The 16058-nt window shown below is 71.6% G+C and carries 1 protein-coding gene (running past one end of the window); it reads left to right on the top strand.

Going from position 1 to position 16058, the window contains the following annotated elements; genetic code table 11:
- Positions 1 to 16058, top strand: partial view of a type I polyketide synthase gene (locus EMA17_RS54875; protein ID WP_246127278.1) — the beginning only. Its footprint extends 18973 nt past the window's final position; 16058 of the gene's 35031 nt are visible here — the first part of the coding sequence; it begins with the start codon at positions 1 to 3; its stop codon lies beyond the right edge, outside the window.

The raw sequence follows: 16058 nt of genomic DNA on the forward strand, positions 1-16058 counted from the left end.
ATGTTCCTCGAAGTCCCCTCTCGTAATGTTTCCGAAGACGCGGTGGCGATCGTCGGTCTGGCGTGTCGGCTCCCCCAAGCCAAGGATCCGGAATCCTTCTGGCGACTTCTCGCGGATGGCCGGGATGCCATCACGGAAGTGCCCGCGGGCCGATGGGACTCGTACGACTTCTTCGACGAGGATTCCGCCGCCCCCGGCCGGGCGAACATCCGGCACGGCGGTTTCATCGACGGCATCACCGAATTCGACGCGGGATTCTTCGGAATCCCGCCGAACGAGGCCGCGATGATGGATCCGCAGCAGCGGCTCGTCATGGAACTGAGCTGGGAGGCGCTCGAGGACGCCGGAATCGTCCCCGGCAGCCTGCGCCGGTCCGCCGCGGGCGTGTTCGTCGGGGCGATGGCCGGCGACTACGCGGCCCTGCTCCAGGGCAACGGCCCCGAAGCGGTGACGCGGCACAGTCTCACCGGCCTGAGCCGGGCACTGCTCGCCAACCGGGTCTCCTACGCGCTCGGGCTCCGCGGCCCCAGCCTGACGGTCGACTCCGCGCAGTCCGCCTCGCTGACCGCCGTGCACATGGCCTGCCGGAGCCTGCGCGACGACGAGTCCGACCTCGCCATCGTCGCCGGCGTCAACCTCAACCTCACCCCGGAAGGCACCGTCGCCGCCGCGAAGTTCGGCGGACTCTCCCCGGACGGCAGGTGCTTCACCTTCGACGCCCGGGCCAACGGCTACGTCCGCGGCGAGGGCGGCGCCGTGGTGGTCCTCAAGCCACTTGCCCGCGCCCTGGCCGACGGCGACCGGGTGTACTGCGTGATCGCGGGCAGCGCCGTGAACAACGACGGGGCCGCCGAGGGGCTCACGGTCCCGGACCGGAACGCGCAGGAAGAGGTCGTACGACTGGCCTGCCGGCGGGCGGGCGTGGACCCGGCCGACGTCCAGTACGTGGAACTGCACGGCACGGGCACCCGGATCGGCGACCCGATCGAGGCCGGCGCCCTCGGCGCCGCCATCGGTTCCGCGAAGAAGCCCGGCTCGCCGCTGCTGGTCGGCTCCGCCAAGACGAACGTCGGCCATCTGGAGGGCGCCGCGGGCATCGTCGGTCTGCTCAAGACCGCGCTGAGCATCCACCACCGCCGGCTCCCGGCGTCGCTGAACTTCGAGACGCCCAATCCGCGGATCCCGTTGGACGAGCTGAACCTGCGGGTGAACACCGGGCTGAGCCCGTGGCCGCGTACGGATGTACCGCCGCTGGCCGGGGTCAGCTCCTTCGGCATGGGTGGCACCAACTGCCATGTCGTACTGGTCGGGTTCGAGGCGGACGAGGCGGATAGGGCGGACCAGGCGAACGGGTCGGGCGAGGCGGACGAGGCGGAAGCCGCGGCAGCGGCTGCCGTCGACGGGCGCGAGGGGCCGGTGATCCTGCCCGTCACCGCGCACAGCGAGGCCGCGCTGCGCGGGCAGGCGGCACGGCTGCGGGATCATCTGCTCGCCGACGTCGCCACACCCGGCGACTCCCGCGCCCACCTGGTCGACACCGCCCGCTCACTGGCCACCACACGCGAGACCTTCGCGCACCGGGCCGCCGTCGTCGTCGACACCGTCGAGCAGGCCGCGGACGCCCTGGACCGGCTGTCCCGGGGTGAGCCCTCGGGCGAGACGATCACCGGACGGGCACCGGGCACCGGGCCGGCGCGCATCGCCTTCCTCTACTCGGGTCAGGGCAGCCAACGACCGGGTATGGGACGCGAGTTGTCCGCCGCGTATCCCGTGTTCGCCGACGCCCTGAACGGGATCGCCACGACGTTCGACGAGATCGCGTCCGCGTCCGCCGCCGCTGCCGGCTCCACCGCCGGCGAACCCTTCGTCCCACTGCGCGAGGTGATGTTCGGCGCCGACGGCACCCCCGAGGCGCAGTTGCTCCACCGGACGGCCTTCGCGCAGCCCGCGCTCTTCGCCTTCGAGGTCGCGCTCACCCGCCTCTACGAGAGCTGGGGCGTACGCCCCGACCACCTGATCGGACACTCCATCGGCGAGATCTCCGCAGCTCATGTCGCCGGAGTGCTCGACCTCCCGGACGCCTGCGCCCTCGTCGCGGCGCGCGGTCGTCTGATGCAGAGCCTTCCCGAGGGTGGCGCGATGATCGCCCTGGAGGCCACGGAGGCGGAGGTCCTCCCCTGGCTCGACGGGGAGGAGTCGACCGCCGTCGCCATCGCCGCCGTCAACGGCCCGACGTCCACGGTCGTTTCCGGGGCACGGCACCGGGTCGAGGAGATCGCCGAAGCCTTCCGCGCCCTCGGCCGCAAGGTTCACCGGCTACAGGTCTCCCACGCCTTCCACTCGCCGTTGATGGAGCCGATGCTCGACGAGTTCCGGCGGGTCGCCGAAGGGCTGACGTACCACGAACCCACCCTTCCGATCGTCTCGAACCTCACCGGCGCTCCGGCGACCGGTGAGCAGTTGTGCTCCCCCGAACACTGGGTGCGCCACGTGCGCGAAGCCGTGCGGTTCGGCGACGGCATCGGGTCACTGGCCGCCGAGGGGATCACCGGTTTCGTGGAAATCGGCCCCGGTTCGGTACTGACGGCCTTGGCGCGGCAGTGCCTGGACACGACCACGGAGGCCGGCGCCGACACCGACTTCGTCGCCGCGCTGCGCGACGGGCGCTCCGAACCCCGCACCGTCCGGCAGGCGTTGGCGAGGTTGTACGTACGGGGCACCGGCGTGGCCTGGGACGGGGTGTACGCCGGGTCCGGCACGCGGCGCGTCAAGTTGCCCACGTATGCGTTCCAGCGGGATCGGTACTGGCTTCCGGACGTGGATGCGGGGTCGGGATCGGGGTCTGGGTCTGGGTCTGGGTCTGGGTCTGGTTCGACTGCCTCCGCTGCCACGGCCGAGCCGGCGAGGCGCAGGTCGTCGGCTCCGGAGGAGGTCGAGGGTGCCGGTGCCGGTGCCGGCGCCGGTGCCCCGGGCACCGAAAAGGTCTCCCTGGCGGGCCGGTTGAGCCGTCTGCCGGTCGAGGAGCAGGAACGTGAGCTGCTTGATCTCATCTGCGCCCAGACGGCCCTGACGCTGGGGTACGCCACCTCCCGGACCGTGGACACCACGCTCGCGTTCAAGGAACTCGGCTTCGACTCCCTCAGCGCCGTCGAACTCGGCAACCGGCTCGACACGACGACCGGCCTCCGGCTCCCCGCCACACTCCTCTTCAACTTCCCCACACCACGCTCCCTCGCCACACATCTGCGGAAGCAACTCACCGGTGTCGGCGTCGAGTCGGCCGCCGTCACCCCGGTCCGGGCGGCGGACGACGAGCCGATCGCGATTGTGGGTATGGCGTGTCGGTATCCGGGTGGGGTGGTGTCGCCGGAGGGGTTGTGGGATCTGGTGGCGTCGGGTGCCGATGTGATCGGGGAGTTCCCGGTGGATCGTGGGTGGGATCTGGGGCGGTTGTACGACCCTGATCCGGACGGTCGGGGGACGTCGTATGCCCGGCATGGCGGATTCCTGTACGAGGCCGGGGATTTCGATCCGGGTTTCTTCGGTATTTCGCCGCGTGAGGCGTTGGCGATGGATCCGCAGCAGCGGTTGTTGCTGGAGACGTCGTGGGAGGCGATCGAGCGGGCGGGTCTGGATCCGGCCGGACTGCGGGGCAGCCGTACCGGGGTCTTCGCCGGGGTGATGTCGCAGGACTACGGGCCACGGCTGCACGAGCCCACGGAGGCGGCGGAAGGTTACGCGTTGACCGGCAACTCGGTCAGCGTTGCCTCGGGTCGAGTGTCGTACACGTTCGGGTTCGAGGGTCCGGCGGTGACGGTGGACACGGCGTGCTCGTCGTCGCTGGTCGCGTTGCACTGGGCGGTACAGGCGCTGCGGTCGGGTGAGTGCGACATGGCGCTCGCCGGTGGGGCCACCGTCATGGCCTCTCCGGGCATGTTCATCGAGTTCTCGCGGCAGCGGGGACTGTCGCCGGACGGGCGCTGCAAGGCGTTCTCGGCGGCTGCGGATGGCACCGGGTGGGGCGAGGGTGTGGGCATGCTGCTCGTCGAGCGGCTGTCGGACGCTCGCCGGAACGGGCATCGGGTGCTGGCGGTCGTGCGCGGCTCGGCGATCAACCAGGACGGGGCGAGCAACGGGCTGACGGCGCCGAACGGCCCCTCGCAGGAACGGGTGATCCGGCAGGCGTTGGCGAATGCGGGGTTGGGCGCGTCGGACGTGGACGCGGTCGAGGCACACGGCACGGGCACGATGCTGGGCGACCCGATCGAGGCGCAGGCGCTAATCGCGGCATACGGGGAGGGCCGGCCCGAGGAACGGCCGCTTTGGTTGGGGTCGTTGAAGTCGAACATCGGGCACGCGCAGGCGGCTGCGGGTGTCGGCGGGATCATCAAGATGGTGATGGCCATGCGGCACGGGGTGTTGCCGCAGACGCTGCATGTCGATGCGCCGTCGCCGCACGTGAACTGGTCTGCCGGGGCCGTCGAGCTGTTGACCGAGGCCCGGGAGTGGCCGGAGGTCGATCGGCCTCGGCGGGCGGCGGTCTCCTCGTTCGGGATCAGCGGGACGAACGCGCATGTGGTCGTCGAGCAGGGTGAGGTCGTCGAGGTCGCGGCTGCCGAAGTCGAGGCCGAGGGGTCCGACGGTGTGGTGCCGCCGTTGGTGCCGTGGGTGATCTCGGCGCGGAATGCGGAGGCGTTGGCCGATCAGGCGGGGCGGTTGCGGGAGTGGGCTGTGGGCGCCCCGGGCCTGGGCGTTGCGGTGGTGGGTCGGGCGTTGGTCGATGGTCGTGCGGTGTTGGACGAGCGTGCGGTCGTGGTTGGTGCCGGGCGGGACGAGTTGCTGGCCGGGTTGGGGGCGTTGGCGGCCGGGTCGTCTGCGGCCGGGGTGGTCACGGGCGGTGGCAGCGGCGGGAAGTTGGCGCTGTTGTTCGCGGGGCAGGGTAGCCAGCGGCTGGGGATGGGGCGGGAACTTGCCGTCGGGTTTTCGGTGTTCGCGGCTGCGTTCGATGAGGTGTGTGCGGTTCTGGATCCGCTGCTGGCGCATCCTGTGCGTGAGGTGGTGTTCGCCGAGCCGGGCTCGGCGGAAGCGCGGTTGTTGGACGAGACGGGGGTGACGCAGCCGGCGTTGTTCGCGTTCGAGGTCGCGCTGTACCGGCTGCTGGTCTCGTACGGCGTCACGGCTGATGTGTTGGTCGGGCATTCGATCGGCGAGCTTGCTGCCGCGCATGTGGCCGGGGTGTTCTCGTTGGAGGACGCGTGCCGCCTGGTGGCCGCCCGGGCCCGCTTGATGCAGGCCCTGCCTGCCGGTGGGGCGATGCTCGCGGTTGCCGCGCCCGAGGCGGATGTGTTGCCGCTGCTTGTCGGCCGTGAGGACGAGGTCGGTATCGCTGCGGTCAACGCGCCCACGGCGGTGGTGGTCTCCGGCACCGAAACGGCCGTCGACGACATCGGCCGGGTGATGGCCGAGCGGGGAGTGCGTGTCCGCAGGTTGCGGGTGTCGCACGCGTTCCACTCGCCGCTCATGGACCCGATGCTGGACGAGTTCCGGCGGGTCGCCGAGGGGCTTGTCTACCGTGAGCCGACCGTCCCGGTGGTCTCCGACGTCACCGGTGAAGTGGCGGTGGAAGGTCTGCTCACCGACCCCGGCTACTGGGTCCGGCACGTCCGCCACGCGGTCCGGTTCGCCGACTCCGTCACCGCCGCCCGCGCGGTCGGCGCGTCGGTGTTCGTCGAAATCGGCCCCGACGGCGTCCTGACCGCCCTCGCCCGCCAGATCCTCGACACCGACGAGAACGCGGTCCTGGTGCCCGCCGTCCGTAAGGACCGGGAGGAGACCCGCACCCTCCTCGAAGCCCTCGCCACCCTCCACACACAAGGCCAGACCGTCGACTGGGGCACATACTTCACCGGCACCCCCACCCGACACCTCGACCTCCCCACCTACGCCTTCCGGCGTCGGCGCTACTGGCTCGAATCGGGAACCACCACCGGCGACGTCACCACCGCCGGGCTCACCCCCATCGACCACCCCCTCCTCACCGCCGCGACCGAAGTCGCCGACGGTTCCGTGATTCTCAGCGGGCGTCTGTCCGCCGCCTCCCTCCCCTGGCCGACTCCGCCTTCCGTGCCAGCGGCCGTCCTGCTGTCCGGTGCCGTCCTCGTGGAACTGGCCCTGCGAGCCGGGGACGAGGTGGGCTGTGGGCATATCGAGGAGCTGACGCTCGCCGCTCCGATCACCCCGACCGACGCGCCCGGGGATGCCCTGCAGCTCCAGGTTTCGGTGACCAGGCCGGACGGTTCCGGGCGGTCCGTACTCGGTATCCACACCCGTAACGCGAACGAGCCCGCCTCGTCCGGCTGGACGCTGCATGCCTCCGGGGTTCTCACCACCGCGCAGCCGGAGCCTCCCGCCGAGCCGGTCGGCCGGCCGCCCGTCGATGCGGTGCACATTCCGGTGGAGAGCGTGTACGAGCGCTTGGCGGATCTCGGCTACGAGAGCGGTCCGCTGTATCCCGTACTGCAGGAGATCAGGCGGCGTGGGAGCGAGACGTTCGTCGAGGTGGAGCTGCCCGAGGAACTGCTGTCCTCACGGGAAGCGTTCGGCCTGCACCCCCTTCTGCTCGACGCCGTACTGCACGCGCACCAGGCGGAACATCTCTCCTCCGCCGCGAACGCCGACTCGGTGCTCCTGCCCGTCGCCTGGAAGGGTGCGACGCTCCACGCCACCGGCGCGGCACGCCTGAGCGCGCGCGTCGCGCAGACGGCCTCCGGCGACGTGCACCTGTACATCGCCGATCACACCGGGGCTCCGGTGGCGACGGTGGAGTCCGTGACCGTCGGCACGATGCCACGGGACCGTGTCTCGGCTCGGCGGTCCGCCGACCTCGGCGAATTGTTCGATGTCGACTGGGTCACCGTGCCGGTGACCGGCGACCGCGGCACCTCGGTTTCGGACCGGACCGTGATCGTCGCGGACCCGTCGGAGGCTTGGCCGCCCACGCGCACGTACACGAGCCTGGCCGAGTTGGACCGGGCGCTCGCCGACGGGGTGTCCGCGCCCGAGTTCGTGCTGCTGCCCTGTGCCGTCGGCGTTGCGGCGGACGACGTCGTGTCGCATGCGCGTACCTGCGTGCAGGGTGTGTTGTCGACGGTGCAGGAGTGGCTCGCGGCCGACCGGTTCACCGCGTCCCGGCTCGTCCTGGTCACCCGGGGAGCGGCGGTCGACGTGGTCGGCGCGGCCTCGGCCACGGCCGGTTCGGCGGTCTGGGGCCTGGTCCGCTCCGTGCAGACGGAACATCCGGACCGGTTCGTGCTGTTGGACGTGGATCCGGACGAGGGCCAGGTCGGGGACGAGAGTTTCGTGCGGGCCGTTTCCGCAGCTCTCGCCTCCGCCGAACCGCAGGTGGCCGTACGGGGCGGCGTGATCCGAGTCCCCAGGCTGACGAGGCGGGATGCCCCGGCGGAGGTGTCCGCCGGGCCGTGGAACGCGGACGGCACCGTTCTGATCACCGGCGCCACGGGCACGCTGGGCCGGCTCGTCGCACGCCGTCTCGTCACCGAACACGGTGTACGCCACCTCGTGTTGGCCGGCCGCCGCGGGCCCGACGCCGCCGGAGCGGCCGAACTCGTCGCCGAGCTGGCCGAATTCGGTGCGCACGTGGAAACGGTCGCGTGTGATGTCGCCGACCGTGACTCCCTCGCCCGGCTGATCGCCGCCGTTCCCGACGATCGTCCGCTGACGGGCGTCGTACACGCCGCCGGTGTCCTGGACGACGGCATCGTCTCCGCCCTGACACCGGAGCGGCTGGATACGGTGTGGCGGCCCAAGGCCGACGCGGCCTGGTTGCTGCACGAGCTGACCCGGGATCTGGATCTGACGGCCTTCGTGCTGTTCTCGTCCGTGGCCGCGACGCTGGGCAGCGCCGGCCAGGCGAACTACGCGGCTGCCAACGCCTTCCTGGACGGCCTCGCCGCGCACCGCAGGGCCCTCGGGTTGCCCGCCACCTCTCTGGCGTGGGGTCTGTGGGAGGACTCCGCCGGCGGCATGGCGGGCACGCTCGACGCGACCGCCCTGGCCCGGTGGACGCGCCTGGGCATCGCCCCGCTGCCGCAGGAGACCGGACTCGCGCTCTTCGACACGGCGCTGGCGCAGAATGCCGCGCTGACCGTACCGGCCCGGCTGAACCCTGCGAAGGCCGGAGCCGGGGGCGGCGCGGTACCCGCGCTGCTGCGTGGCATGGTGCGTACGCCGTCCACCCGGCGTACGGTCGGCGACGCCGGCGCCGCGTCCGCTGCCGCGCCCCTGGCCCGGCGCCTGCTCGGGATGACCCCCGAGGAGCAGGAGCACACGCTCCTCGACCTGGTGAACAGCCAGGCGGCGCTGGTGCTGGGACACGTCGGGCCCGGCCTGATCGGTGCCGGGAAGGCGTTCAAAGACGCGGGATTCGACTCCCTGACGGCCGTGGAACTCCGTAATCGTCTGGTCGCCGCGACCGGCCTGAGCCTGCCCAGCTCGCTCCTCTACGACTATCCGTCGCCGCAGGCCCTGGGTGCCTACCTTCGTACGGAGTTGCGGGGTCCGGGAGGTGATGCGCAGGCGTCGGCCGAGGCGGGAGTGCGCGCGGTTTCGGCCGCCGTCCTCGACGAGCCGATCGCGATTGTGGGTATGGCGTGTCGGTATCCGGGTGGGGTGGTGTCGCCGGAGGGGTTGTGGGATCTGGTGGCGTCGGGTGCCGATGTGATCGGGGAGTTCCCGGTGGATCGTGGGTGGGATCTGGGGCGGTTGTACGACCCTGATCCGGACGGTCGGGGGACGTCGTATGCCCGGCATGGCGGATTCCTGTACGAGGCCGGGGATTTCGATCCGGGTTTCTTCGGTATTTCGCCGCGTGAGGCGTTGGCGATGGATCCGCAGCAGCGGTTGTTGCTGGAGACGTCGTGGGAGGCGATCGAACGGGCCGGGATCGACGCGGCCCGGCTGCACGGAAGCCGCACCGGCGTCTTCGCGGGCATCGCTCCGCAGGACTACGGCCCACGTCGGCACGAGGCTCCGGAAAACGTGGAGGGGTACCTCCTCACGGGCGGCTCGGCGAGCATCGCCTCGGGTCGGGTGGCGTACACCCTCGGACTCGAGGGCCCGGCGGTGACGGTCGATACGGCGTGTTCGTCGTCCCTGGTCGCGCTGCACCTGGCGGTGCAGGCGTTGCGGTCGGGCGAGTGCGACATGGCGCTGGCCGGCGGGGCGATGGTGATGGCGACGCCGGGGACGTTCATCGAGTTCTCGCGGCAGCGGGGGCTGTCGGTGGATGGGCGTTGCAAGGCGTTTGCTGCGGCGGCGGATGGCACCGGGTGGGGCGAGGGTGTGGGCATGCTGCTGGTGGAGCGGCTGTCGGATGCCCGGCGGAACGGGCATCCGGTGTTGGCGGTCGTGCGTGGGTCGGCGATCAATCAGGACGGTGCGAGTAATGGTCTGACGGCGCCGAACGGGCCCTCGCAGCAGCGGGTGATTCGGCAGGCGCTCGCGAATGCCGGGCTGGGTGCGTCGGATGTGGACGTGGTCGAGGCGCATGGCACGGGCACGACGTTGGGTGACCCGATCGAGGCGCAGGCGCTGATCGCCACGTATGGCCAGGGGCGCCCGGCGGATCGGCCGTTGTGGTTGGGGTCGTTGAAGTCGAACATCGGGCATGCGCAGGCGGCTGCGGGTGTGGGTGGCGTCATCAAGATGGTGATGGCGATGCGGCACGGGATGTTGCCGCGGACGCTGCACGTGGACGCGCCGTCGCCGCATGTGGACTGGTCCGCCGGGGCCGTCGAGCTGTTGACCGAGGCCCGGGAGTGGCCGGAGGTCGATCGGCCTCGGCGGGCGGCGGTCTCGTCGTTCGGGTTCAGCGGGACGAACGCGCATGTGGTCGTCGAGCAGGGCGAGTTGGTCGAGGCTGCGGCCGAAGAGGTCGACGGCGTGGTGCCGCCGTTGGTGCCGTGGGTGATCTCGGCGCGGAATGCGGAGGCGCTGGCCGGTCAGGCGGGGCGGCTGCGGGAGTGGGTGGCTCGCGACGCGCGCGTTGACCTTGCTGCGGTGGGTGGCGCGTTGGTGTCCTCGCGGGCGCTGCACGACGAGCGTGCGGTGGTGGTTGGTGCCGGGCGGGACGAGTTGCTGGCCGGGTTGGCGGCGTTGGCGGCCGGGTCGTCTGCGCCCGGGGTGGTCACGGGCAGCGCTGCCGGCGGGAAGTTGGCCCTGTTGTTCGCGGGGCAGGGTAGCCAGCGGCTCGGGATGGGGCGCCAACTTGCCGCCGGGTACCCGGTGTTCGCGGCTGCCTTCGATGAGGTGTGTGCGGTTCTGGATCCGTTGCTGGAGCGTCCGGTCCGCGAGGTGGTGTTCGCCGAGCCGGGCAGCGAACGGGCCGGGTTGCTGAACGAGACGGGGATGACGCAGCCGGCGTTGTTCGCGTTCGAGGTCGCGCTGTACCGGCTGCTCGTCTCGTACGGCGTCACGGCGGATGTACTGGTCGGGCATTCGATCGGTGAGCTTGCCGCCGCGCATGTGGCCGGGGTGTTCTCGCTGGAGGACGCGTGCCGTCTGGTGGCGGCCCGGGCCCGGTTGATGCAGGCCCTCCCGGCGGGCGGCGCGATGCTCGCGGTCGCCGCGCCCGAGGCGGATGTACTGCCGTTGCTCGCGGGTCGTGAGGACGAGGTCGGCGTCGCTGCGGTCAATGCACCGTCGGCGGTGGTGGTCTCCGGCACCGAAACGGCCGTCGACGACATCGGCCGGGTGATGGCCGACCAAGGGGTGCGGGTCCGCCGGTTGCGGGTCTCGCACGCGTTCCACTCGCCGTTGATGGAGCCGATGCTGGCGGAGTTCCGGCAGGTGGCCGAAGGGCTCGCCTACCGTGAGCCGACCATCCCGGTGGTCTCGGACGTCACCGGCACGCTCGCCGGGGAGGGTGTGCTCACCGACCCCGGCTACTGGGTCCGGCACGTTCGCCACGCGGTCCGGTTCGCCGACTCCGTCACCACCGCCCGCACGGCCGGCGCGTCGGTGTTCGTCGAGATCGGCCCCGACGGCGTCCTCACCGCCCTCGCCCGCCAGACCCTCGACACCGACGAGAACGCGATCCTGGTCCCCGCCGTCCGCAAGGACCGCGACGAAGCCCGCACCCTCCTCGAAGCCCTCGCCACCGTCCACACGCAGGGCCTGACCGTCGACTGGACGGCCCACTTCGCGACGACCCCCGCCCGCCACGTGGAACTGCCGACCTACGCCTTCCGACGTCAGCGTTACTGGCTCGAATCGGGAACCACCACCGGCGACGTCACCACCGCCGGACTCACCCCCATCGACCACCCCCTCCTCACCGCCGCCATCCCCTCCCCGGGCACCGACCAACTCACCCTCACCGGACGGCTCTCCCTCGACACCCACCCCTGGCTCGCCGACCACAACATCCTCGGAAACGTGCTGCTGCCGGGCACGGCCCTCGTCGAGCTGGCGCTGGAAGCCGCGGCGCAGACCGACGACTGCGACACGGTGGCCGAACTGACGCTGGAGGCTCCCCTTCTCCTCCCGCCGGACCGGTCCGTTCAGCTCCAGGTCCTGGTGGGCGGCCCCGACAACGCAGGGCTGCGCGGGATCGGCGTGTACTCGCGGGTGCAGGAGGCTTCGAGCTGGCTGCGGCACGCCCAGGGCGTGCTGGCGCCCGCCGCGACGGCGACGCCGTACGACCTGACCCAGTGGCCACCGCTCGGCGCGCGGCCGATCCCGGTGGAGGGGCTGTACGAGGAACTGGCCGGGACGGGTCTGGCGTACGGCGAGGTCTTCCGGGGCCTGACCACCGCCTGGCGCGCCGGTGACGAGGTCTATGCCGAGATCGCCCTCCCCGAATCGGCGCACGCCGACGCCGCACGCTTCGGCATCCACCCCGCCCTCCTCGACGCGGCCCTGCACGCGGTCACGCTCGGGGTCGTGCTGCCGAAGTCCGAGGACGGCCGTCCCTTCCTGCCGTTCGCCTGGTCCGGAGTCTCGTTGGCCGCGGTGGGCGCCACCTCGCTGCGGGTGCGGATGGCGTCCGTGGGGCCGGACGAGGTGTCCGTGGACGTCGCGGATCCGTTCGGGCTGCCGGTCGCCTCCGTACGGTCGCTCGGAGTCAGGACCGCGTCCGCGGAACAGCTGGCCGCCGCGGTGGCGGACCGGTCGAGTGGCTCGCTCTTCGGAGTGGAGTGGAAGGTCCTGCCGCCGACGGCCGTCGCGGAAGCGGCGGGACCGGGGCGAGTCGTCGTCCTCGGAGCCGGTCCGGCATCGGACCCGGCGGATCTCACCGCCTCCTACGCCGACCTGTCCGCTCTGCGCGAGGCCGTCGGCGCGGGCGAGGATGTGCCCGACGTGGTGCTCGTACGGCTGCCCCGGACCGGGCAGGCCGAGCAGGTCCGGGCGGAAGCGGACGTTGCCGTCGAGGACGGCGCGGATGTACCCGGCGAGGCGCGGCGCGGCACCTACGCGGCGCTGCGCCTGCTTCAGGAATGGCTCTCGGACGAGCGGTTCGCCGCCTGCCGGTTGGTGTTCGTGACCACCGGGGCGGTGGCGACGGGCGAAGGTGACGTGCCCGATCCGTCGATCGCGCCCGTCTGGGGTCTGGTTCGGTCCGCGCAGTCGGAGCACGGGGGGCGGTTCACGCTCCTCGACACCGACGGCCACGCCGACTCGACGGCCGCGATCCTCGCGGCCTGCGCCACCGGCGAGTCTCAAGCGGCCTTGCGTCGCGGCGTCGTGCACGTACCCCGCCTCGCCGTGATTCCGGAGCGGATCGACACCGCGGAGCCTACGCCCTGGGACCCGGAGGGCACCGTGCTGCTCACCGGCGGGACGGGTGAGCTGGGCAGGCTGCTCGCGCGTCATCTCGTCGCCGAACACGGCGTTCGACACCTGCTGTCGGCCGGCCGCCGAGGCTCCGCCGCGACGGGTGCCGACGTCCTGGTGGCGGAGCTGGAGTCGCTCGGCGCGGAGGTCGAACTCGCGACCTGCGATCTGCGCGAACGGGACCAAATCGCCGCGCTGTTGGCGTCGATCCCCAGCACGCGGCCGTTGACGGCGGTCGTGCATCTGGCCGGCGTCGTGGACGACGGCGCCGTGTCGTCGCTCTCCCCGGAGCGGATCGACCGGGTCTTCGGGCCGAAGGCGGATGCCGCCTGGCACCTGCACGACCTCACCAAGGACCTCGGGTTGTCGGCCTTCGTCCTGTATTCCTCCATCGCCGGCACGGTGGGCAGCGCCGGCCAGGGCAACTACGCGGCCGCCAACGTATTCCTGGACGCGCTCGCCCTGCATCGACGTGCGCAGGGCCTGCCCGCCACCTCGCTGGCCTGGGGTCTGTGGGGCCTGGACAGCGGTATGGCCGGCTCGCTGAGCCGGGTCGACGTGGCACGCCTCGGCCGGACCGGCGTCGCGCCGCTCCCGGCGGCTGCGGGCATGTCGCTCTTCGACGCCGCGCTCTCGCTCGACACGGGGTCGGTGATACCGGCCCGCCTCGACACGGCGGCGCTGCGTGGGCAGGACGAGATCCCGGCGGTCTTCCGCGGCCTGGTCAGGACTCCCGTACGGCGCGCGACGGCGGGCAACGCGGCGCCGTCGGCATCGACCTCGGGCGCGTTGACGGACCGGTTGAGTGGCCTGGCGGCCGAGGAGCAGGAACGCGAGATCCTGGATCTCATCCGCACGCACGTCGCGCTGACGCTGGGGCACGCCGTGTCCCACGCGGTCGACACGGCCCTCGCCTTCAAGGAGTTGGGTTTCGACTCGCTCAGCTCCGTGGAGCTGCGCAACCGGCTGAACACCGCCACCGGACTCCGTCTCCCCGCCACACTCCTGTTCAACTTCCCCACCCCCGACGCGCTGGCCACGCATATCCGCGGCCGACTCGCGGGTACGGTCGCCGAGTCGAAGCAGGTCGCCTCCGTCGGGACAGCGGTGCACGACGAGCCGATCGCCATCGTCGGCATGGCCTGCCGCTACCCCGGTGACATCGCCTCACCCGACGACCTGTGGCGACTCCTGGTCCGGGCCGACGATGCCATCACCACCTTCCCGACCAACCGCGGTTGGGACGTGGACGGGCTCTACGACCCCGACCCCGAGCATGCCGGGACGAGTTACACGCGCGAGGGCGGCTTCCTCCACGACGCCGATCGCTTCGACCCCGGGTTCTTCGGGATCTCACCTCGGGAAGCCACGGCCATGGACCCCCAGCAGCGGCTGCTGTTGGAGACGTCGTGGGAGGCGATCGAGCGGGCCGGGATCGACGCGGCACGGCTGCGGGGCAGCCGTACCGGGGTCTTCGCCGGGGTGATGTACCACGACTACGGTTCGCGTCTGCCGCAGGCCCCGGAAGGGTTCGAAGGGTTCGTCATCAATGGCAGCGCGGGCAGTATCGCGTCGGGCCGGGTGGCGTACACCTTCGGGCTGGAGGGTCCGGCGGTGACGGTGGACACGGCGTGCTCGTCGTCGCTGGTCGCATTGCACTGGGCGGTACAGGCGCTGCGGTCGGGCGAGTGTGATCTCGCTCTGGCCGGCGGTGTGACCGTGATGGCCACGCCCAACGTCTTCGTGGAGTTCTCGCGGCAGCGGGGGTTGTCGGTGGACGGGCGCTGCAAGGCGTTCTCGGCGGCGGCGGACGGCACCGGGTGGGGCGAGGGCGCGGGCATGCTGCTCGTGGAGCGGCTGTCGGATGCCCGGCGGAACGGGCATCCGGTGTTGGCGGTCGTGCGCGGGTCGGCGATCAACCAGGACGGGGCGAGCAACGGGCTGACGGCGCCGAACGGTCCGTCGCAGGAACGGGTGATTCGGCAGGCGTTGGCGAACGCTGGGTTGGGCGCGTCGGATGTGGACGCGGTCGAGGCGCACGGCACGGGTACGACGCTCGGTGACCCGATCGAGGCGCAGGCGTTGATCGCCACGTACGGGCAGGGCCGACCCGATGAACGGCCTTTGTGGCTGGGGTCGTTGAAGTCGAACATCGGGCACACGCAGGCGGCTGCGGGTGTCGGCGGGATCATCAAGATGGTGATGGCCATGCGGCACGGGGTGTTGCCGCAGACGCTGCATGTGGACGCGCCGTCGCCGCATGTGGATTGGTCGGCGGGAGCCGTCGAGCTGCTGACCGAGGCTCGGGAGTGGCCGGAGGTTTCTCGGGTGCGCAGGGCGGCGGTCTCGTCGTTCGGTGTGAGCGGGACGAACGCGCATGTGGTCGTCGAGCAGGGAGACGTGGTCGAGGTCGCGGCTGCCGAAGTCGAGGCCGAGGGGCCCGACGGCGCGGTGTTGCCGTTGGTGCCGTGGGTGGTGTCCGCTCGCGATGCGGAGGGGCTGGCGGCTCAGGCGGGACAACTGCGGGAGTGGACCGCCGACCGCACGGACGCGGATGTCGCGGCGGTCGGCGGGGCGTTGGTCTCCTCGCGGGCGGTCATGGATCAGCGTGCGGTGGTGGTTGGTGCCGGGCGGGATGAGTTGCTGGCCGGTTTGGCGGCGTTGGCGGCCGGGTCGTCTGTGGCCGGGGTGGTCACGGGCAGCGCTGCCGGCGGGAAATTGGCCCTGTTGTTCGCGGGTCAGGGTAGTCAGCGGTTGGGGATGGGGCGGGAACTTGCTGCCGGGTTCCCGGTGTTCGCGGCTGCGTTCGACGAGGTGTGTGCGGTTCTTGACCCGTTGCTGGCGCATCCTGTGCGTGAGGTGGTGTTCGCCGAGCCGGGCAGCGAACAGGCCGGGTTGTTGGACGAGACGGGGATGACGCAGCCGGCGTTGTTCGCGTTCGAGGTCGCGCTCTACCGGCTGTTGACGTCCTACGGGGTCGTGGCTGATGTGCTGGTCGGGCATTCGATCGGCGAGCTTGCCGCCGCACATGCGGCCGGGGTGTTCTCGCTGGAGGACGCGTGCCGCCTGGTGGCGGCCCGGGCCCGGTTGATGCAGGCCCTCCCGGCGGGCGGCGCGATGCTCGCGGTTGCCGCGCCGGAGGCGGATGTACTGCCGCTGCTCGCGGGTCGTGAGGACGAAGTGGGGATCGCCGCGGTCAATGCACC

Origin of the sequence: Embleya hyalina (assembly GCF_003967355.1) — a bacterium.
Taxonomy (GTDB): domain Bacteria; phylum Actinomycetota; class Actinomycetes; order Streptomycetales; family Streptomycetaceae; genus Embleya; species Embleya hyalina.